Annotated in this window: 20 protein-coding genes and 1 tRNA gene; 12 read left to right on the top strand and 9 right to left on the bottom strand. The window is 33.4% G+C overall.

From position 1 onward, the window contains the following. Window positions 1–124 precede the first annotated feature (124 nt). The 4 genes from AC3IPI_RS06860 to AC3IPI_RS06845 all read left to right on the top strand — a co-directional run bounded on the left by AC3IPI_RS06860 (window position 125) and on the right by AC3IPI_RS06845 (window position 3400). Window positions 125–952, top strand: coding sequence for a DUF6597 domain-containing transcriptional factor (locus AC3IPI_RS06860; protein WP_489158004.1), 828 nt, complete (start codon window positions 125–127; stop codon window positions 950–952). Between the two features lie 255 nt (window positions 953–1207). Further along, window positions 1208–2173, top strand: coding sequence for a nitrilase family protein (locus AC3IPI_RS06855; protein ID WP_489158002.1), 966 nt, complete (start codon window positions 1208–1210; stop codon window positions 2171–2173). 74 nt (window positions 2174–2247) lie between these two features. Continuing rightward, window positions 2248–2754 carry a GNAT family N-acetyltransferase gene (locus AC3IPI_RS06850; RefSeq protein ID WP_489158000.1) on the top strand — a complete coding sequence of 169 codons (507 nt, stop codon included), beginning with the start codon at window positions 2248–2250 and terminating at the stop codon, window positions 2752–2754. A 25-nt stretch (window positions 2755–2779) separates the two neighbouring features. Further along, window positions 2780–3400, top strand: coding sequence for a hypothetical protein (locus AC3IPI_RS06845; RefSeq protein WP_489157998.1), 621 nt, complete (start codon window positions 2780–2782; stop codon window positions 3398–3400). Between the two features lie 180 nt (window positions 3401–3580). On the opposite strand, the gene AC3IPI_RS06840 is transcribed toward AC3IPI_RS06845, so the two are convergent. After that, a tRNA-Ser gene (locus tag AC3IPI_RS06840) sits at window positions 3581–3667 on the bottom strand. A 60-nt stretch (window positions 3668–3727) separates the two neighbouring features. Then, a complete protein-coding gene (locus AC3IPI_RS06835; protein WP_489157996.1) occupies window positions 3728–4600 on the bottom strand; it encodes a LysR substrate-binding domain-containing protein in 873 nt (290 codons plus the stop codon). 90 nt (window positions 4601–4690) lie between these two features. Between AC3IPI_RS06835 and AC3IPI_RS06830 the strand changes: the two genes are divergently transcribed. After that, window positions 4691–5923 (top strand): MFS transporter, encoded by a 1233-nt coding sequence (locus tag AC3IPI_RS06830; RefSeq protein ID WP_489157994.1) that lies wholly within the window; start codon window positions 4691–4693, stop codon window positions 5921–5923. Between the two features lie 127 nt (window positions 5924–6050). Here AC3IPI_RS06830 and AC3IPI_RS06825 read toward each other — a convergent pair whose 3' ends face one another. The 6 genes from AC3IPI_RS06825 to AC3IPI_RS06800 all read right to left on the bottom strand — a co-directional run bounded on the left by AC3IPI_RS06825 (window position 6051) and on the right by AC3IPI_RS06800 (window position 12824). Continuing rightward, complete coding sequence (locus tag AC3IPI_RS06825; protein ID WP_489157992.1) at window positions 6051–7082, bottom strand: asparaginase; 1032 nt, start codon at window positions 7080–7082, stop codon at window positions 6051–6053. After that, window positions 7072–8208, bottom strand: a complete 1137-nt coding sequence (locus tag AC3IPI_RS06820) for a 1-acyl-sn-glycerol-3-phosphate acyltransferase (protein ID WP_039113716.1) — start codon at window positions 8206–8208, stop codon at window positions 7072–7074. The genes AC3IPI_RS06825 and AC3IPI_RS06820 overlap by 11 nt, the downstream gene beginning before the upstream one ends. Window positions 8209–8273: 65 nt before the next feature. Beyond that, complete coding sequence (locus tag AC3IPI_RS06815) at window positions 8274–9053, bottom strand: TatD family hydrolase (protein WP_489157989.1); 780 nt, start codon at window positions 9051–9053, stop codon at window positions 8274–8276. A 410-nt stretch (window positions 9054–9463) separates the two neighbouring features. Continuing rightward, the gene (locus AC3IPI_RS06810; RefSeq protein WP_489157987.1) at window positions 9464–11110 is read right to left on the bottom strand and encodes a S41 family peptidase; all 1647 of its coding nucleotides are present in this window, start codon (window positions 11108–11110) and stop codon (window positions 9464–9466) included. Between the two features lie 395 nt (window positions 11111–11505). Next, on the bottom strand, window positions 11506–12237 hold the full coding sequence (locus AC3IPI_RS06805; protein ID WP_489157985.1) for a tetratricopeptide repeat protein: 732 nt from the start codon (window positions 12235–12237) through the stop codon (window positions 11506–11508). Window positions 12238–12239: 2 nt separating this feature from the next. Then, the gene (locus AC3IPI_RS06800) at window positions 12240–12824 is read right to left on the bottom strand and encodes an RNA polymerase sigma factor (RefSeq protein ID WP_489157983.1); all 585 of its coding nucleotides are present in this window, start codon (window positions 12822–12824) and stop codon (window positions 12240–12242) included. 130 nt (window positions 12825–12954) lie between these two features. Between AC3IPI_RS06800 and AC3IPI_RS06795 the strand changes: the two genes are divergently transcribed. From AC3IPI_RS06795 to AC3IPI_RS06770, 6 genes are all read left to right on the top strand, one after another. Next, entirely contained in the window at window positions 12955–13254 is a 300-nt protein-coding gene (locus tag AC3IPI_RS06795; protein WP_323490193.1) for a hypothetical protein, read from the top strand. Window positions 13255–13326: 72 nt separating this feature from the next. After that, a complete protein-coding gene (locus AC3IPI_RS06790) occupies window positions 13327–13911 on the top strand; it encodes a hypothetical protein (RefSeq protein WP_489157981.1) in 585 nt (194 codons plus the stop codon). 76 nt (window positions 13912–13987) lie between these two features. Further along, on the top strand, window positions 13988–14980 hold the full coding sequence (locus AC3IPI_RS06785) for a hypothetical protein (RefSeq protein ID WP_489157979.1): 993 nt from the start codon (window positions 13988–13990) through the stop codon (window positions 14978–14980). Window positions 14981–15162: 182 nt separating this feature from the next. After that, the gene (locus AC3IPI_RS06780) at window positions 15163–17115 is read left to right on the top strand and encodes a DUF7849 domain-containing protein (protein ID WP_489157977.1); all 1953 of its coding nucleotides are present in this window, start codon (window positions 15163–15165) and stop codon (window positions 17113–17115) included. A gap of 278 nt (window positions 17116–17393) precedes the next feature. Continuing rightward, complete coding sequence (locus AC3IPI_RS06775) at window positions 17394–20051, top strand: CHAT domain-containing protein (protein WP_489157975.1); 2658 nt, start codon at window positions 17394–17396, stop codon at window positions 20049–20051. Next, the gene (locus AC3IPI_RS06770; RefSeq protein WP_489157973.1) at window positions 20003–20440 is read left to right on the top strand and encodes a retropepsin-like aspartic protease; all 438 of its coding nucleotides are present in this window, start codon (window positions 20003–20005) and stop codon (window positions 20438–20440) included. The genes AC3IPI_RS06775 and AC3IPI_RS06770 overlap by 49 nt, the downstream gene beginning before the upstream one ends. Before the next feature lie 138 nt (window positions 20441–20578). On the opposite strand, the gene AC3IPI_RS06765 is transcribed toward AC3IPI_RS06770, so the two are convergent. Next, a complete protein-coding gene (locus tag AC3IPI_RS06765; protein ID WP_489157971.1) occupies window positions 20579–21547 on the bottom strand; it encodes a C1 family peptidase in 969 nt (322 codons plus the stop codon). Between the two features lie 198 nt (window positions 21548–21745). On the opposite strand from AC3IPI_RS06765, the gene AC3IPI_RS06760 reads away from it, so the two are divergent. After that, window positions 21746–22582 (top strand): hypothetical protein, encoded by an 837-nt coding sequence (locus AC3IPI_RS06760; protein ID WP_489157969.1) that lies wholly within the window; start codon window positions 21746–21748, stop codon window positions 22580–22582. Window positions 22583–22620 lie beyond the last annotated feature (38 nt).

Raw genomic sequence — 22620 nt, 5'->3', positions numbered from 1 at the left:
CAAGCTATTTCAAAACCAGTTAAAGCTTTATGTTTAAATTATAAAGTAAAAAAGAGTTTAAGGAAATAAGATTTTTTAAATTTGCATCTAAACTTTTTTGAATTTAATAAACAAATAGGTTTTTATGCAAGTTTTACCTCCAAAGGAATTATCACCTTATATCAAACACTATCTTTTTTTAGAAAATAAAGGTAATGATACTCAGAAACTACGTTTGTTTTCTGATGGTAATACTGGTGTTGTGTTCTCTTTAAAAAGCAAACTTATTTCAGGTTTCAACAATTATGAAGCGCAAAACTACTTACCAAGCTCATTTATATATGGGCAACTAAATGGTTTTAAAGACATTTATTCGGGTAGCGAAATGTCTATTGTAATTGTCGTTTTCCAACCAAACGGAATCAACCAATTATTAGGAATTACAAGTAGCGAACTCCGTGATACTATAATCACTATCGATGATATTTTTGGTTTGGAAGGAATTGAACTTCAGGAAAAATTATCCGAACAATCGACTATTCAGGAGAAGTTAAGTCTTTTAAATCTTTTTTTTAAAACGCTTGAAGCGAAAAAACCAATGTCAAACCAATTGATTGCTGCAGCATCATTAGATTTTATTTTTAAAAGCAAAGGGCAGTTTTCACTCAAACAATTGGTTGATTATACTGGTTATACCGAAAGGCATATCGAAAGAAAATTTACAGAATGTGTGGGATTAAATCCAAAGAAGTTTGGGAATATTGTAAAGATTCATGGCTTTTTAAAACTTCTCAAGAATAAATCAGAAGATACAAATCTCACCACGATTTCGTATGACGCAGGATTTTCGGATCAATCCCATCTTATAAGAGAATTTAAAAAACATACTGGAATGACTCCCAGAGAATATTTGTATAATGCAGGGAAACTAACCAATAACTTTATAGAAACTGTTACTGCTAAAAATTCATAGACCACTTTGCGATTAATTTCTTAGCCACAGATTAAAGGATTAAATGAATTTAAAAAAGTTAACCACAGCCCGAGCCTGAAAGTGCGAACAGGCGAAGCAATTACTCAAATTAGCACAAATTAAAAACTTTGCGACCTTTGCGTAAATCCTTGCGCCCTTTGCGGTTAATTTTTTCGTCACGATTAAAATGTCGGTTTTATACAATTTGCAAATTCTCGGCAACGCTATTTTTGTCTAAAATTAATAGCGTACCATATGAAAAATCTAAAAATAGCCACAGCTCAGTTTGAGAATAAAAGCGGCGACAAAAACTATAATTTATCTGTAATTGATAAGCTTTCGCAAAAAGCATCCAGCGAGGGTTGTGATGTAATTGCGTTTCACGAATGCTCTATAACCGGATATACATTTGCAAGGCATTTATCGAAAGAACAAATGCTGAATCTGGCAGAAGTTGTCCCAAACGGAGAAAGCGTCTTAAAACTTACAGAAATAGCCAAAAAGAATGATATCGTAATATTAGCAGGACTTTTTGAAAAAGACGAGAATGATAATTTATTCAAAGCCTATGTTTGTGTAGATAAAAATGGTTTGGTTGCAAAATACCGAAAACTACATCCGTTTATAAATCCTTACCTAACGCCCGGAGATAGCTATTGCATCTTTGAAATTAAAGGCTGGAAATGCGGAATCTTAATTTGCTACGACAATAACATAATCGAAAACGTACGTGCAACAACTCTTTTGGGTGCCGATATTATTTTTATGCCACACGTAACGATGTGTACTCCTTCTACCCGACCTGGCGCTGGTTTTGTAGCACCTCAACTTTGGGAGAACCGTGAAGCCGACCCAACTTCGCTACGATTGGAATTTGACGGAATGAAAGGACGCGATTGGTTAATGAAATGGTTGCCTGCAAGAGCATATGACAATGCTATTTATGCTGTTTTCTCCAACCCAATAGGAATGGATGATGACCAGTTAAAAAATGGTTGTTCCATGATTATTGACCCGTTTGGTGATGTAATTGCCGAATGCCGTTCTTTTAATGACTCTTTTGCAACAGCAATAATTACTCCCGAAAAATGCATTCAGGCAGGAGGAAATCGTTACATAAAAGCTAGAAGACCAGAATTATACCGAGATATTATTGGACAAGAACATAAATCGGAACAGAATGTGGTTTGGTTAAACACCGACGAAAAAAGTAAAAACTAATAATTTTACAGGTTTAAAACTATTGAAAGATTTATCTTTGGGAAATTGATTAATCTACAGAATAAAACACTACAATGGAATTTTTTAAAACTACAAATGAAGATATTGATGCCGTTTTCGATATCTATAATGAGGCTACGTCTTATCAAAAAACAGTAAATAATAAAAGCTGGAGAGGTTTTGAAAAAGCATTAATAGAGAAAGAAATCGCCGAAGACCGCCATTTTATAATCAAAGACGAAGGGGAAGTTGCCTGTACATTTGTACTAACTTTTAATGATTTAATTATCTGGAAAGAAGCCAGTGCAGATCCTGCTGTATATCTTCATCGTATTGCTACAAACCCAAAATTCAGAGGTCGTTCTTATGTTACAAAAATCATAGAATGGGTAAAAGTATATGCCAAAGAAAATGGTAAATCTTACATAAGACTAGACACACATAGCGGAAACGAAAGAATAAACAAATACTACATGAGTTGCGGTTTTGATTTCAAAGGCGTTAGCGTTATCGAGTGGACAAACGAATTACCAGAACATTACAAAGAAGGTTCTTTTAGCTTGTTTGAGATTAAATTATAGTTTTAAAATTATATCAATTCAGATTATGAATGCACATAAAGATTTTGAGGTTGGACAATGGGTTAAATCCTATGCAAAAGGAATACACAGAATTGAGAAATTTGTTCCTATTGAGTTCGAAGAATATCATTCATTTGTTGGAGCCATCAAAAAAGATAAGATTGGCACTTTAGATGAACCTTTGGTAATACTCAAACGTCTTTTTAATTCAAAATTCAAAAAACAAGTAGGAACAGACTTTTGCTCAAGCACATTCTTGAAACCAATATCTGCCGAAGAAAAAACCAATATTGAGGAACAATTAAAGCTAAATCCAAAATTCATAACAGATTTGGACAAGTATAGCATTTCAAAATTTGAATCGAGATATGGATTAAACATCCATATTTCTGAAGAAACAAAATCTATTCTTCCAGAACTGGCTTCGTTCATAAGACAAGAAGGTAAAACGTTTACAGAAATTTTTGGATGGCTAGACAATAAAAACTGTAAAGGCCTTTTGGACAACAGAAGTACTTTAGGAAATAATGATCGTTCCCATTATTTACAATTCATAAACTGGAGTTACGAAACTAGAGATAACAAACTATTGTTTACAGATTTACTAGCATTTACTCCTAACTTTGAGAAAATTGAGTTAGGATAAATTCTTATTTCGCATTAAAAAAACTTACTAATACTTCGAGATTTATCAAGAATCTCGAAGTATTTACTTGTTTTTACTTTCCACAAATCATCTTGAAGTAGCTCTTTTTCAAACTTCCTCAAAAACGTGCACAAAAAAAATGCAACTCCATGATTAATGAAATTGCATTTTATTTTTTTGCAGAGAGGATGGGATTCGAACCCACGATACAGTTACCCATATACTAGCTTTCCAGGCTAGCTCCTTCAACCACTCGGACACCTCTCTAAATTAGGTTTGCAAATAACACGAAAAAAAACGAGTTAATAAAATAAAATCGAGTAATCCTTACATACTTTTTTTAAATTCTTCTATAAATAATTTTACTGCCTTTTTTTGGTACGCCCCTTCTATCGTTAACATAAACGAATCTCGTTTAGTCACGACTCCCGTAATCTTAATTGCTTTTATATTGTCCCAGCCTTTTAGGGCTTTCTCGGTTACAATTGTTGCCCAATAGCCATCGCCAACCAATCGTAATAATGCCTGAACTGCATTTAACTCAATAGAAACTTTAGGTTTCATATTATTTTTCAAAAACAATTCATCAAGAAATTCTCTAGAATTAAATCCTTTTACGGGTAAAATAAGTGGAAGATCTTCTATATCCTTAAAGGGAATTTTGTCTAAAACGGCTAATGAATGCGTTTTTGAAACTGCCAACACCAACTTTGATGTAAACAATGGGAATTTTTGAAAAGGAAGCTTTATTTCGTTAGAAGAAATAACCAAAACCAAATCTAATTCATTATTCAAAAGTTTTTGTTCTAAAGGCTCAGTTGTACCGTATTCGACAACAATTTTTAAATTCGGATATGTTTTAGCAAACAAATCGACAATTGGTAAAACCAAAAGCCCAAAAATATAAGTTACTCCTATTCGGAGTTCTCCACCAATCATTTGGTTCAAATCATCAATCGCCTGCTTTCCGCTCTCAACATTTTCTATAACTTGTTTAGCATGAATCAGAAATACGGAACCTGCTTCTGTAAGCTGCACTTTTTTTCCAATCCTAACAAACAAAGGCATTCCGAGTTCTTCTTCTAGTTTTTTTATTTGTTGCGATAATCCAGATTGCGTTACAAAACACAATTCGGCAGCTTTTGTAAAGTGAAGTGTTTTGGCGGTTTTAATAAAATATTCAAGTTGAAAAATTTCCATATCGATTAGAAAAAGTAATTATTATCAGTAAAATTATTAATTTTTCTAATGAAAACATAATTCCGAACTTTGTAAAAAAGTTTCACAATCATGTTTAAAGCGTTAAAATCAAAGAACTTCAAATTATTCTTTTACGGACAATCGGTCTCCGTAATTGGTACATGGCTACAAAAAACTGCCGTAAGCTGGATGGTTTATAGTGTTACAGGTTCCGTTTTCCTTTTAGGATTAACGACGTTTTTAAGCATGATTCCGTCTTTATTTCTAGCTCCGCTTGCCGGAAGTATTATTGGGCGTTATGACAGACATCGTAGTATGATTGTATTACAATCTTTGGCAATGCTGCAAGCGGGCGCATTGGCTTTACTTATTTATTTAAAAATATACAACATCAACTATATCTTAGGGCTGAGTTTATTACAAGGAATCATAAATGCGTTCGACATGACTTGCAGACAAACTATGATGGTTGAGATTGTCGACAATAAAGAAGATTTACCAAATGCCGTTGCTTTAAACTCTACTCTAAACAATTTTGCCCGAATTGCTGGTCCTGCTTTGGCTGGAATTATTTTGCACAATTATGGCGAAGACATCTGTTTTATTGGAAATTTCTTAAGTTATATTCCAGTTTTAATTTCTTTATTAATGATGAAAATCACACCTCACATTAAAGCCACCGACAAACTTAAAATGCTCGAAGACTTTATAGAAGGTTGGGATTACGTTAAAAAAGAAAGCGAAATGGCAAAAATGCTCTTGATGTTAATGTGCAGTAGTTTATTTGTAATTTCTTTCAATACCCTTATGCCTGTTTTTGCTAAGGATATTTTTAGCGGAAACGCGCAAACCTTTAGTTGGTTTGAAAGTGCCGCCGGAATTGGCTCTATCCTATCAGCTATTTATCTGGCTAACTTAAAAACATCACAAAACATGAATAAAATAATGATTGCAGCCAGTTTATTATTAGGCTTTAGTATTATTATTTTAGCTTATTCAAGTAACTTAACTGTAGCACTTATTTGCATGGCTTTAAGCGGTGTGGGAATGATGGCGCAAACCTCATCGATAAACATATACATCCAAACTCAAAGTACTACGCATATGCGTTCAAGAAGTATTAGTTATTATCTTATGGCATACCAAGGAATGATTCCTGTGGGAAGTTTGATAATTGGGTATCTATCACATTTTATAGGAACTAGAAATACAGTAGCCATTCAAGGTGTAATATGTATTCTTTCGGTAATAGTCTACGTGTATTATAAAAACCGAAGTACTGAAGAAGATTTAGAAACTTGCCCTGTTCGATATAAAAATTAAAAAAAAACCAATATAAAAAATTCCAAATTCCAATCGTCTATCCTTTATCTTGTCATTTACAGAAATGACAATATTGGGGAAGAACTTCACTAAAATGAACTTAAATCACTTATATGTTTGATTGAATTTAAAGAGAAATCTCTCCGCGTAAAGCAGTTTCAAAAACAGTCTTAAAATTTTCGGCTTCGATTCCGTGACCTAATAAATACATTAGTTTTGTAATTGCAGCTTCGGTTGTGATGTCTTTTCCAGAGATTACGCCAAGTTCTTTAAGAACTGTACTTGTCTCGTATTGTCCCATATTCACACTTCCGCCTGAACATTGTGTTACGTTTATGATGTGTAAACCCGACTGAATAGCTTTTTTAATAGCATTAAGAAACCAATCTTCTGTTGGCGCATTTCCAGAACCATACGTTTCCAAAACAATTCCTTTTAGGTCTGGAATTGCCAATATTGCCGCCAAAACTGGTTCGCTCATTCCCGGAAACATTTTTATTATAGCAACGCGATTGTCTAATTTTTTGTGAACGATTAATTTCGAAGACGTTTTTATAGGCAAAAACAAATGCAAATTTAATTTTAAATGTACTCCAGATTCTACCAATTCAGGATAATTTGGAGCAGTAAAAGCTTTAAAATGTTCAGCATTTACTTTAGAAGTTCTGTTACCACGGTATAATTTGTATTCAAAATACAAACAAACTTCATTGATTACAGGTTTTCCGTCTTGCTGAAGTGAAGCTATCTGAATCGCTGTTATAAGATTTTCTTTGGCATCCGTTCGCAAATCCCCGATTGGCAATTGCGATCCTGTAAAAATCACAGGTTTAGATAAATTCTCCAGCATAAAACTCAATGCCGATGCCGAATATGACATGGTATCCGAACCATGAAGAACCACAAAACCATCAAAAGACTCATAATTATCTTCGACAATCAAGGCAATTTTAGTCCATTCTTCAGGATTCATATTTGATGAATCAATTGGAGTATCAAACGAAACCGTTTCGATTTCGCAATCCAATTGTTTCAACTCAGGAATTTTTTGTAATAATTTACTAAAGTTGAAGGCTTTGAGCGCTCCAGTCTCAAAATCTTTACTCATACCGATAGTTCCTCCGGTATAGATTAAAAGTATTTTGGCTTTAGATGACATCTTGATATTTTAATTTATTAACTACAGGATTAGCATACATAGATAAAAACCCTTGTCTTGTAACTGGATTATCGCTACCAATACGCATTTCTAAACGTCGCTCAAAAAGTAATTTCTCATTTTCTTTATACAAATGAGCAAACTTATCGGTTTTGTTTAAAATGTCGTAGGCAATAAAATTGGTTGGCCATAATTTATAATTCTTCAATACAGAATCGTCTATAGCTTGTGCCAATGCTTGGATTTGTTTATTCGAATTGTCATTTTCGGCAGCAATCTGGTCAATTTCTTTATCCAGAACATCTCCTACCGAAATGTGTATTCTTTTTTTAGTTCCCATGATACCACTTAAAATGGTCATGAAATCTTCATTTTTTTCTTTAATATAAATCTCGTTATTCGCTTCTGCCATTAATTGTGGCATTTTTAAAGCATCGGTTGGATCATATTCGTATGAAATCGAAACTGGAACAATTTTCATTTTCTTGAAATAATCCATTAGGTTCGCTTCATCCGATCCCATTCCTAACATTTTTAAAACACCAGGATTTGTAGCGTCATTTCCGTCTTTGGTTCTTCCTTCACGTTGTGCAATCCAAACCGAACGATTCTCACGAAACAATAAATGTCCGATATACTCTGCTAACAATTTAGAACTTTGTAACATCTCACGAGGCGAAAGTCCACGTAAAACCAAGAAATTACGATTTAATTTAGCCAAAATGTTCAAGAAGGCTTTTTTAACCAAATTATCTCCAATTGCCGAAGCGGTCATTACCAAACCATGCTCAAACAAGCAAACATTTAATAATGTGGTATCTAAAAGAATGTCTCTATGATTAGAAACAAATAAATAAGAAGTGTTTTTTTCTAGTTTCTCGAATCCTGAAGTTGTTAATCCTTCTGAACTTCTTTCGAGAACTTTTTGAATTGTCTGATAAATAAAATTGCATTGAAAATCACGAATAGAGTGAGTTCTCTTCAATTGTTCCTTCCAAACTTCGTCGTCTAACTCTGGAAATGAAAAGTTCATCATGGCTTTCATCATAGGATGATTTGCTACACCATGAAGGGCTTCATTTACTTCTGAATCATAAAACGGTCGAATTGCATCAAATTTCTGCATTATAAATATCTATTTTTAAGTGGACAAATGAACAAAAAAAAAATTAAAGTATCATACGTTCTAAGTTAAATCCCAAAAACGTCTTTTGAATTTTGGGTAGTTACCGCTGCTATTTCTTCTTCAGAAACATCATATATATCGGCTAATTTTGATACAACGTTCAGTAAATAACTACTTTCGTTTCGCTTTCCGCGAAAAGGAATTGGTGCTAAATATGGCGAATCGGTTTCGAGAACAATATGTTTTAAATCGATTTGATTTAAGAATTGATCAATTTTTCCGTTCTTAAAAGTCACCACTCCGCCGATTCCAAGTTTCATATTATAAGAAATCGCCTGTAATGCTTGCTCATGAGTACCCGTAAAGCAATGAAAAATACCAAATAAATCATCTGATTTTTCTTCTTCCAGGATTTCAAAAATTTCATCAAAAGCGTCACGACAATGAATTACAATTGGCAATTTATATTGTTTTGCCCATTGAATCTGAGTTCTAAAAGCAATTTGCTGTTCTTTTAAATGGGTTTTATCCCAGTATAAATCAATTCCGATTTCTCCGACTGCGTAGAATTTTCGTTTTGCTAATTCCGTTTCTACATGTTTTAGCTCATCGAGATAATTATCTTTCACGTAAGTGGGATGCAAACCCATCATTAAGAATACATTATCTGGATATTTTTGCTCTAAATCATACATTGATTGTGTGCAAGCTGCATCGATAGCAGGAATAAAAAAACGAGAAACACCTGCATCAATTGCTCTCTGAATCATCTCACCTCGATCTTGGTCAAATTCTTCTGAATATAAATGTGTATGTGTATCGGTAATAATTGTTGTTGGGTTCAATTCTATAATTTTAAAAGCCCAAAATTACGACAATATTAAAAACTTTCCCAATTTGATTACAATAAGCGAATTTTACGATGAATGGAACGCGGATAAAACGGATTCGCTAAAGCGAAGACACGGACAAAAACGGATTTTTCTATTCGCAATCTTGTCAGACTGAGCGGAGTCGAAGTCTCGCAACACGAATAATCACTGCAATTACAATCCTCAAGTATTGCGGTGAATGGAACGCAGATGAAACGGATTCGCTTAAGCGAAGACACGAACAAAAACAGATTTTTCTATTCATAATATTGTCAGACTGAGCGGAGTCGAAGTCCCGCAACACGAATAACCACAGGAATTACGATCCTCAAGTATTACGGTGAATGGAACGCGGATAAAACAGATTTTTTATTCTATAAATACTATTTCCCAGTTTCTATAAATACTAAAGCTCTATCTAAAACCTCATCTTTCCCTTTCTGAATCCCTTCAATCGTAGGTTTAACTTCGATATCGGGAACAATGCCTATTCTTTGTGTTTCACGTTTATCAGGATAATAAACACCAACTCCTGAATATCTTGTATGAAATTCTTTAAAATCAAGTTCTGTTACATTTCCATCAGCACCAGCGGTTTGACTTCCTATAATTGTAGTGTTGCCAGCCGTCTGAAAACACATCGCTGTCCATTCAGCCTGACTCATAGAATCTTCGTTAAGCAATACAATAATTTTCCCCTTATAATTATCTTTGTTTTCAGTCCCACAATTTGTTCCTTCTGTCCATTTAAATCTTCCCGGATAACTAAAATCAGGATAGGTATAAATTGCAAAATTTTCTTCGTGAGCATTTAAAAAATTAGCGATTTCTTCATAGGTTCCGTTCGGATAATTTCTCATATCAAAAACAATTGCTTTGGTAGATTTTAATGCTTCAATCATATCCGGAACATGTTTAACTTTTATAACTCCCATATTCACATAACCAATATTATTATCCAAGAGCTTAAACTTATCCTTCTTTTTCGTTGCTCCCTTCATAAACTCATTTCTATGAGAATCATGATAATTAAACCATGTCATTGATTTAGTTATGTATTTTCCTTCTTTAAAAAATTCAACATTCACATTATCTGAATAGCCTGATAAAATTTTTCTAACTACCTTATCCAAAAGTACTGGTTCATTTGAAGCTGAATATAAATCTCTATATTCTGTGATAAGTTCCTTAATTGTTTTATCATTCACTTTCGTAATTACACTTCCTATTTTTATGCCATCTGCCTGAGCCAGACTATCACCTAAAATTTCCATAACAACCATTTTGTTACCAATTATTTTGCAGCTAGCAGGAAAATATCTTTTGTCATCTTCAAACCTACCCTGTTTATAAATCGCAAATTCAACATGGCTATCATCAAGCTTAACTGCCATTTTTCTTATTACTGTATAAAAATCATCTTCATTTTTAGATTCAAGAACAAGCGGAATTGTTTTTTCTAAAGTCATATCCCATTTCTGATCCATTAAATACTTGTAAGGAAAAAAATACTCTACTAAATTCCAATACATACACATCCATAAAATTTTTGAATTTTTATTATCGTACTTAAGATCAAAATAATTTCCATTTTTAAAAGGATTATATCCTGGTCCTATTTCCTCATTGGTCTGAAATCTATTATCCTCAATAAACTTCAATTTCTTCGAAAGCTTTTTAGAAAACAGTTTGTTACTGTCAATCCAGCTTAAATCAAAATTCTTATCAAAATATTCAACATCTTTTGGCGGTGTAATTGGTGCAATTTCTTTTATGGCACCAAGATTATCAATCCAGTTTTCCAAAACCAATGAAAATTCTTTTTTAGTTTCTGCCTGTTGAATTTTTGGTAAGACTTCCAAAAGTTGATTATCCCAGTTAAAATCCCCATTGGCTACTTTTGGGTGGTAATACTTTAAAAATCCCCAAACTTTACAAGTTCCAACTAGTTTTTCGGTTTCGGTAAGTTTAGTCTGTGCATATATGATTTGTGAAATTACTAAGAGAATTAATAGGGTAATTTTTTGCATTCAGTAAATAAGTTTAAAATTATAAATTGGTTAAGGTTAGGGTATTTGTAAAATCGAATTTAGAACTTAAAATTTAAATTTGATTACAATCATAAAAAAAGCGACAAAAAATGTCGCTTTAAATTTGTTTATCATTGTTTTACAGGCAAAATTATCAGATTAAACGTAAGACAAGATTGCGAATAGAAAAATCCGTTTTTATCCGCGTCTTCGCTTTTGCGAATCCGTATAATCCGCGTACCTTTTATGATGAAGCTTGTGGGACTTCGGCTCCGCCTGACATATAATTACATTATGAATAAACCTGTATTGAGTAGACCCACTGCGGTGCGTCTCTACAGAAAATCTTTGCGAATCTTTGTGTAACCTCTTTGTGTATTTAGCTAAATATCGCTCTAATCCAATTCGTTCAAGAGATCTTGTACATCATCATAACCTTCATAATCTTGAGAAATCGTTTCTAGGATATCTTTACACGATTTATAATCTTTCTGTTTTAATTTGCTCAAAGCAAGATTCCATAATGCTTTGTCTTTATATACAGATGTTCCAGTTTTTAATTCGTTAAAAATAGCTTCGGCTTTCTCAAACTCATTTTCTTGTAATAATGCAACACCATAAAAATATTGAATTTCAGGTGTTTTATTTTCTTTTAGAGTTTCCTCAAAAAGCGGAATCGCATCTTTATATTTTCTGGCATTAAATGCTACTTCGGCTTGTTTTAGAGCAATATTTGTATCTCCTCTTTCGGTAAAAGTAGCTTGATCGGGATGATTAAAATCCTCAAAAACTGGATTCGAATCATAATTAAAAAAGAACAAACCAATTAAAACCGCTACAGAAGCTGCAACTGCATAATACCAAGGTTTTAAAGATACTGCTTTGTTTTTCTTCTTCTTTTTATCAAAATGGGTATTAGAAATTCGAGTTAGATTTTCTTTGAACTCTTCTCTTTCTTCTTCATATCCAAATTTAGTCTCCAATTGAAGATTTACTGTTTTAAAAGTTTCAAATGCCGAAGCAAATTCTGGATTTTCGGCTAATTGTTTTTCAAAACTATTTTTTTCTTCAACAGTCATTTCTCCCTGAAGATATTGATCGAATAATATATAGCGTTCTTCGTTCATGACTACTTATTTTTTAGAGATTTAAAGTTTTTACTTTCCTGAATCCATACTGTTAACTGACCAATACAAAGCGATTTCTTTTTGCGAACATAGCCATAAGTCACATTTAGTTTCTCGGCCACTTCTTCCATCGATTTTATTGTAAAACTCAGTTTTAGTAATTCTTGACACTTGTCTCCTAATTTCTGGAACATAGCGTCAAACAATTGCTGTTTCTCTTCAAATTCTTCGGCTTGATCAACCAATTCGTGTGCAGATTCATTTATAGATGCTGCGTCTTCGTTAATTGTTACCCCTTTATTTGATGTTTTTTTTAATTCATTAAGCCACTTCCTTTTGCATAGCAAGAAAAAATAAGCATCAAAAGGGCAAGTCAATTGTAAGGCATTGGCTTTAGCCTGATTAAAAAGCAAAATCATTATTTCCTGAACCACATCTTGCGCTTGATCCTTATCGCCAGAATTGTTCATTATGTATGAAACCACTTTAGGAACAAACTTTTTATAGATAGATTGAATAACCGCCGAATCATTTGCAGCAAGCCCTTCAATATACATTTGATCAGGATGAATGTTAGTTTGGCTCATAAAATGACTTTTTAATTAGCTAATGTAAAAAAAATCTGAAAATAAATCTCAAATAAAGAGGTAACAATTATATAATCAAGTTGATATACCAAAACAAGAGTCTTTTAAAACAATTAAAAAATTAAGAGAAATGGAAAGTTATCAATTTATAAACGAGAAAAATTTAGACCAATTTCATAAGATGCTTTCTACCAAAATCCGAAATGGTTTTGTAATTGTTGAGCATAACGAAAAATTACCTTATGTAGTTTTATCCAAACAAAAAAAGGAAATAAATCATTCCCTACATCTATTCTTTACCTGTACCACTCTGGGCTTATGGTCGATTGTTTGGATTTATCTAATCATAACCCTTTCTAAGAAAAAAAATATTCTTGTTGCCTTAGACGAAGATGGAAATCTATTTGAAGAAAAATGTCTTGATAAATAAACCAAAAACAAGGGTAACAATTATTCACTCTAAAACATCTATTACTATAAAAACCTTTAAAAATTAGAAATCATGAAAACAATACCAACATTAATATTATGTATCACTGCTTTTACAATCTTGAGTTGTGATAATGACAATGACCCAACAAATAATGTTTGCGACTCAACCTATGTCTCTACACTTATTACAACAGCTTTTACAACCGCAAACGGATATGATGATGTTACAACAATGGATCTGGAAACACACGAATATACAATCCAGATTAATGCCAATGGAGAAATTTGCACCGTAGGATATCAAAATCCAACCACTTACACAGGTGGTTATACTATGGAAGTTACAAACACAACCACTAGTGTTACCTATACAGGCATTCATACTTTTTCTCAAACCACATTAGATTATCAATCTATAACTCCAGTACCAGTAAGTTCAGGTGATATTATTACCGTAAAAAGAACAATTCTGCCTGGTTACACAGTACTTAATCAAACAGTAGGACGTATTTTAAGAAAAAACCCTTTTACAACAGTGCCCTATCCTATAACTCAAGGTAATGTCGTTTTCTTAAGTTCCAATTTTCATGGTGCCGGAGGTCCAGTCCCTAATTATGCACAACCTTATATTGCCCTTGGTTTTAAAGTAATTTAAAAAAAACCAAAAACAGGGGTAACAAATTTTTAACCCAAAACATCTATAACTATAACAACCATTAAAACTAGAAATCATGAACACAAATTTTAAAACAATCGGACTTTTATTCTTAGCAATAATCACTTTCGTAAGTTGCGACAATAGCGATGACAACAGCGACAGCGGTAATCTTGTTTTCCCACCATCTGCCGCAGCATTTAAAAGCATAAGCTCAAAAGGAGTTAAAAAAAATACACAAAATTTTACCCTCACAGCAGGAACAGGTGTTGTAACCCTAACATCTGCCAAAGGAGTTAAACTGTCCATTAATGGAGATTGCCTTACCAAAAACGGAAATCCTGTAACTGGAGTAGTCGATATCGAATACGTTGAACTTTTTGACAAAGGCAACATGCTTATCTCAAACAAACCTACAATGGGAATTATGCCCGACGGAAAGAAAAACTTACTGATCTCAGGCGGTGAATTCTTTATTAAAGCCACACAAGGCGGAGTCGAGCTTAAAACAACTTGTAGTATGAACATGATTGTTCCTGCAAGCTTAACCAATGGTGTAGATAATGCTATGACTTTGTGGAAAGGAGTAATCGATGATAACGGAGAATTAGCATGGGAACAGCCTAAACCAGATGCAGGAGGAAATGGAGGCAAAGATGGAGTTCAAGCCGAAGGAGGTAATTATTATGTTCATTTCGGAAGCTTTGGCTGGACAAACGTAGACCGTTTTTATTACGACCCAAGACCTAAAACAACTCTTCTTGTCGATGCTCCCCAAGGATACGATAACAACAATAGCGCTGTTTACTTATCATACGATGGCGAAGGAACAAATGCACTCGCAAAACTAGACACTTATACACCAGCAGGATTATTCAGCGAACACTACGGACAAATCCCAATTGGACTTGCTTGCCACGTAATATTTGTTACCGAAGATAATGGCCAATGGCGTTACGCTATCAAAGCAGTTACAGTTGCTGCCAATGATGTTTACACTTTTACAATTGCCGAAACAACAGTCGGCACCGAAGCTCAACTGATAGCGGCAATCAATGCTATTCAGTAACTTACAAAATTCTTTTTAAGAAAAAGTGATGATTTGCTCATCACTTTTTTTTACATTTAATCCAGTTTAAAACGTATTCTGATAATTTCAAGAAGCTAATCCTGCTGTCCGACTCTATCTTTTTCTTGTTAAAGAAACAAGAAAAAGGATGCCGCTCCCATCAGGGCTAAAAAACTCTAGTTATGAAACCACTATCCTCTATCTTCTTTCTTCTTTTATCTATATACTCTTTCTCACAAACCAAAGTAAAAGATACTATAACCCGAAGAGCCACTATTGGTTACACTCAAAACGGAAATCTGGTAAGTTTCAAACCCGAAACCCCACCATTAATTCCTATTGCCGGAGCACCAAAGCCTAGCTATTCTTATTTATGGGAACTTGGTGATGGACATTACTCTAAAGCTGCCGAACCCAAACACGTTTACAAAAACAAAGGAACATATACCACAAAACTTGCGGTAACCAACAATTACGATAACGGAAAACCACCCGCAACACGACCTAAAAAAGTTGCCATAAATGATATTACCGATACTAACTACAAAGACATTGCCTCGATAGCAGACCAAAACGGATTTGCAATCCTAAAAAATTGTGACCCAATACCCGATCAGGAAATGGTAGTTGTAGTAAGTTATCAAAATCTGGAAAACTATGTTTCCAGCGGAAAACTCTATCTTTTTTATAACGAGAAACAATTTAAAGACAACAATTTCCAACTGGTCGATTTTAGAACTTATGCAAACGAACGCGAAGTAAAAGAAAACACAGTCGCTTCCGTCAATGATCTTGATGATACAAAAACCTATTTGGCTTCGACCGAAAATAGCATTAGAACTAAAAAATACCGAAATACAACCACCGAAGAAGATCTCGACGCATCATTATTAGAAGCAAATAAAACCTATCATAATGTTTCGGTTCTGGAATTTGACGATGCCAACCCGAGTGAAACCCGAAATGTCTTTTATACTTTTAAGACCACACCCGAAATGATTAAAGATACCAGCGCAACCGTAACCATGCGAGGGATATTTGTACCAAACCGAAGCTATAAAAATCATAAAATAAAAAATCTGGAAATGGAAATCGTAACTTCTCACGATCCAAACAAAATGGGCTCTAACGGAAGTTTTATGAATTACAGATTAGTGCGTTTTAAGAGAGTCAATTTTAAGACCCGCTTCCAAAACAACGGCGAAGGTCCAGCCAGAATGATTCGACTCGAAACTGATATTCCGGATATGTTCGACAAAAAAACATTTCAGATAGAAGATATGTACCCAAAATGCCCGATTTGTCCCAAAGACGAAATCCCTACAACAAGCTGTCTCGATACAATTATTAAACAAAAGCAAATCTTCTTTACCTTCAAGAATATCTATTTACCCGGAAGCGAACAAAAAAATGTAAAAGAAAAAGATAGTACCAAAGGTTTTGTAAAATATTCTATGAAGTTTGGCGATGACTTTCATAAAGTAAAAACCCGAAGTCGAACCGCCATAATATTCGATAAAAACGAACCTATTATTACCAATTACGCCACTACCCGATTCTTACCCGGAATATCTATTGGCGCAAAAGCAGGTTATAATTTATATCCCGATTTAGATAAATCGACAAGTTACTTTGTAGGTGCAACCATTTCGCCTTTTAAATCCTATCGCTTTTACTGGCAAGCCGAATGGCTCAATGCGATAAACAAATACGAAAGCGGTGTCACAACTAGAGAAGGAATTGGGATAAATCCGAACGGCGTAAAACAATTTCAGCGTATGACAACCAGTACCGAAAATAAAAACGTCAACTGGGAAGTTCCCGTTCTTATTCGTTATAACATTAATAATTACATTGGGATTGGTGCGGGTTTACAAGCCAATATTAATGTTTCCGAAGAACAGACTCAAACCATAAAAATAGAAACTTTTGAAGGTGGAACAGATCAGTACTTATTGGACACCAAAACAGAATCAAACACAGTAAAAAACTCATTCGCCGATTTTAAAACTGGTCTTTTATTCGACTTAACAGCTGGTTTCGCCCGAATTGGTCCGAGTTTAGGTGTACGTTATGTAATAAACTTTGAACAGAATTTTAATTATTTCCAGTTTTATGGGATTTGGAGGTTTTAATTATTAGCTATTACGCAAAGTTACACAGAGAATTTTCGCAGAGATGCGCGAAGTTATTAAAAAAATTTACCGCAAATTCCGCAAATCCATGACTTAAAGCAAGAATGCATGACTGAAAAAGAAATTTGTAAAAATTTGTGACTCGAGACTGAAAGTCGAACAGACGAAGTAAATTTGCGGTAACCTTTCTTCGTGAATCTCTGCGAAAAAGCTTAGCGAATCTTTGCGAAACAACATTTTCACACAAACCTTTAAATTCCTTTTCGAAACAACATTTTATGAAAAAACTATATTGCTATATACTATTCTTCTCAACGATAATTCTATTCGGGCAGCGTCAAGAAGACAAAATATATCTTGCAATTGATTCTTTTATAGCACATCCATCTGCGAAAGCATTACAAAATCTTACGAATACCGAAATTACTTTTTGGAAAAGCACAAATCCTAAATCCAAAGACGAATTATTGGCAATAGTAGTTTTAAACTGCAACAAAGCCTATTATGAAAACCAGTTCGGGCAAGCAGAAAAAGCGATTACTAGTTACGAAAAAGCCTGGCAGATTTACGAGAAAAACAAACTGAAAGATTATGACATTATCGAATATTGTCTGAAACCTTTAGGCAATTTATATACCATTTTGGGCGATTATGACAGTGCCGAAAATATCATAAAACAATACTTTTTCATTGTAAATACATCCAAAAATTATCCCGAAGCACAGAAACAAAAATTTGCAGCGATTCTTAATTTATCCAATGTTTACCTCAGTTCTGGCAAAAGTGCATCGGCAATAGATTTACTCGAAAGTACCTTAAAAACCGAGAAATTATCGAATGTTCAAAGAGGAATTTTATACAATAATCTAGGGAATAGTTATTTATTGAGTTCAGTAGGAAATTTGATGCGACCTGAAATTTATGATAAGGCCGAAAATGCTTTTAAATTGGTTGAAAATTATCTCAAAAATGAGAAAGGTCAATCAGAAACTTTATCCAATTCTTATCGAAATCTGGCAACGCTCAATCGTCAAAGATACCAATTTGGAGTTGCGGATTCCTATTTAGAAAAGGCTGAAAAGCTGTTTTTTAAAACTCCAAATCAACAGCCACAAAAAGTAGCAAAACTCTATTATGAAAAAGCTTTATTGCTTTTTGACGAAGGAAGATATGATGAAAATTCAAAACAGATTTTGGCAATTTTCAAAATCTTAATTCCTAATTACAATTCAAAAAATACTCTTCCAAAACAAAATCAATTGTATGCCGAAACAGTTTTAATCGATGTTTTAGATTTGCAGGCGGAACTATTTCTTAAACAAAACCATCCTAAAGAAGCACTTGAAGCATTCCGGCTTTCTTCTCATATCGAAGATTTATTAATGAATGGCCTGATTTATGAAAATTCGAAGATTATTACCCAAATCAGAGCCCGAAATCGTACCGAAAAATGTCTTTTGATTTATGATCGATTGTATAAAGAAGAAAGCAAAATACAGTATTTAAACGAAGCTTTTCAATTGGCCGAAAAAACCAAGTCTGGAATTTTAAAAAATTATCGTTCGAATATTGAAAGCGCTTCTGCGAAAGAAAAACAAATCATACAACAATTTCAAAATGCAAATAACACTATTATAAAAGAGCAGCAAAAAGGAGATTTAGCTAATATTTCAAAAATAAATCAGCTTATAAAAGAACAAAATGAACTGATGCTTTCGCTAAAAAAAATACAATCTGAAAACCCACATTATATTCCTGAAAATTGTGATTTAAAAGAGTTGCTTTCAAAATTAGAGAAAGACAAAACTGTAATGGTTTATTATTTTACAGGAAATGAAAATTTGTTTTATTTCACTTTACAAAACAAGAGAATCAGTTTTAGTCATATTTATACCGCACATAAAGCTATGCTTGAAATTGTTAAATTTGTTGATTATTTCAGCACTGCTGAAGCCATTACAAATGACATTTCGGGATATAATTATTATGGGGGAAAAGTTTATAATTTATTGAAATTACCTTCAAATGTAATCTATAAAAATCTCATTATTGTTCCTGACGGAATCTTGAATTTTCTACCATTTGAAGCTTTGATTACACAAGAATCGAATACAACCAATTTTGCCAAAATGCATTATTTGCTAAATGATTTTAAGATTGCCTATACTACTTCGGCTAATTTTTATATCAATGCAAAGCCTATTTCAAATTCAGCAAAAACAGTTTTGGGTGTTTTCCCTGTTTTCGAAAAAACGGCTTACGAATTGAGTTATTCCAAGAAAGAGTTACAATCCATACAAAGTAATTTTCAAGGGAGGTTTCTTGAGAATGCTGATGCTACTTTTGCCAACTTTAAAAACAATGCTTCTCAATACTCCATTTTGCATTTAAGCACACATGCTTCTTCTGGTGATGTCGAAACTCCGGCAAGTATCAAATTCTACGATCAGGAAATTCTGTATTCAGAATTGTATAATCTTACCCTAAATCCTGATTTAGTAGTTTTAAGTGCCTGCGAAACAGGAATCGGAAAATTATATAAAGGCGAAGGTGCCATGAGCATCGCAAGAGGTTTTCAGTTTGCGGGCGCACAAAACTTGTTGTTTTCGTTATGGAAAGTAAATGATTATACCACATCCGTTTTCATGGCTGACTTTTATAAAAACATCAAAAACGATATTCCTTATTTTGAAGCCAATACCAATGCCAAACTTGATTTTTTAAATAATAAATCGATTCCTAATGCCAAGAAATCTCCTTATTACTGGAGTTCTTTTGTATATTATGGTTCAATTTCGCCCGAAGAAAAATCAACAAATTATATACTTTACATCATTAGTTTATTGGCTGTAATTGGTTTATTTTTGATATTCAATCAGTACCAAAAATGGAAAACCTTCACGAAGTTCTCAAAAAAGAGAAATACAAAAAAATAAAATTCAAAGTTACCAAAACACAACACCTCTTAATAAAAGCCAAAATCAATGGTATTTCTGGGAATTTTATATTAGATACTGGAGCTTCTAATACTTGTGTAGGTTTTGAGAGCATAGAACGTTTTACATTGGGTGCCGAAGCTTCAAAAACTAAAGCTGCCGGAGCTGGAGCTACAGGAATGCTTACCCAAACTGCGTCTAACAATATATTACAAATTGGTTCTTGGAAAGATTCGGATTTTGCTTTGGTAATTTTTGATCTTTCGCACGTAAACGAAGCTTTACGACAATACAAAGCAAGACCTGTTCATGGCATTATTGGAGCCGATGTTTTATTACAAGGCAAAGCAATTATTGACTATTACAATCATTATGTATATCTGCAATAAAAAAACGAACACGAATTTCACTAATTGTCACTAATTTGTTCGTGAAATTAATTTCACAAACTAAGTTAACCATTTAAGATTTGTGTGAATTCGTGAAATTCGTGTTCAAGATTATTTATAAAACAGTAGTATTAAAGTTTAAGAATTTGCTGATGGATTAGGAATAATACATCCTGCCCAATTAAAGGCTCCATTGGCAATATTATTATAAGTTACATAAAAGAAACCGCTGCGTCCCCAACCTGCACCCCAGGAATTTTGTACTTTAAAAAGTTGGGTAGCATCATCATATCCTACAATACATACGCAGTGTCCACCTTGTCTGCTTCCGTAAAGATTAGACCAAACGTGGTTGTTATTACGGATATCATAAAAACTCTGATTTACATCAAAACATACTGCAACGGCATAATTCTGATTAAGATAATATTTAATATCTGCAGCACTTCTCGGGTTTACATTAAACCATCCGCCTGATTTTCTCGCCGATGCCCAATTTCTTTGTTGGGTTGATGGCACTGTATAACAACCTCCCGCTACATAAGGCATCTGAAACTCGGCACATTCTCCTTGGTTTTTTATCAAATTCATTGCATCATTAGGATAAGAACCTGCGCCACAATTACCCAATTTTATTTGGTTATAAACATAAGCTGCACTTCTCGATGCGTTATACCAATTACTCTGATGCACGGTGTTATTAAGATATCTTGCAATACTATGTGCAGCATAACCCACTCCCCAACCTACGCAAGATCCTTCACTCCCCTGATCTCCAACTGGTGGAGTTGGTAAATTTTTGCTAGCAGCAATTTTAGCCGTTAAAGTCGATTTTTGAGTTTCTGAAACTAAATCTGGTCGTAACTGAGCAATTTTTAAACGATAATCGTTTGGTGTTAAAAACTGAATATTCTTTAAATATTCATCAGGCATTGGAGCAAGTCCGTATCTTCCTTTATCAAGAAGATTGACATCTCCGTCCATTAATTTTTCCTGAACGTCGCTCTCTGCTTGATCATTACCTTTTTCGCAAGAATAAAAAGCTAGCAAGGCAAAAGACAAAAGAGCCATTTTTTTAATCGAAAATTTAATAAGTGTTTTTTTCATGGTTTTGTTGTTTTAGTTATTAATTATTTCGCACAGCAATTATTTACGAATTTATCAGTATTTTTAGCACAACATTAACATTAACAGACTCATAACTCCAACTTATCTTACGCATAACTATACCTTGAGTATTCCTACTAACATGAATTGAATTTAATTATCGAAGAAAAAATGTCAATTATTAAACAACATTCGCATATGGAAATCATAATAGACAAATTAGTAGAAGGCATAAAATCCCATCCTATTATACAAAACAGTACTTTATCTGGCGTTAAAGAATGGAAAAGGGCTCATTATATTATTCTATCGGAAATAATATCTGATTGCTTAGAAAAATCTGAATTCATGCAAGGCTCTAAGAGAAATGAACTTGGATGCTCTATCTCGAGTGCCACATTGCAAAGAATTTTCACAAACGACTCATCACAAACTAAAAAATCTGATTTGCGTTTCTTAAAAAGTTTAGATAAACTGGCTATTTTTATTGGCCATCCTTCTTTAAATAGTTTCCTGAATTGTGAAGCCACAGAATATAATAAATCATCGGAACCTGAAAACAAAAACGAACCTATCTCTTTTTTCGAATCATTGATTGCTAATTATTGTCGGGAAGAGTTTAATTGTTTGAAAGAATTACCCAAAATTAATATTTCGAATTTATCAAATTACGTCTTTGCAGAAAGCCCTTTTGCAAAAAGAATTAAGGATCTTTTCGAAAATTATTCGAGATTAAATTATCATTTAAACTGTATAGATAATCGATCTAATTTTGAAATTTTCGATTTTAAAGTCTCTAGTATTACTGAAGATATTGCCATTTTAACCGTAAAAGAGTTTTGGAATTTAGAGTGGAAAGACGAAAACGATGCCATATCGATTGTTCTTAATAAGGTAAACAGGCAGACTTATTTTATAAAAAAAAGGGAGGACGTTTGGAAAATATGGGACAACTACAATCCTGATTATAATGAACTATCTACTAGGATACATTCGGCTATAGAAAACCAACATATAAAAAAAGCTATCCTTTAACAAAGTAAGCTCATTGCTTTTCACAAATCACATCATTA

This window comes from Flavobacterium sp. GL_143 (assembly GCF_057834355.1).
This window is presented reverse-complemented; position numbering and strand designations above follow the sequence as displayed.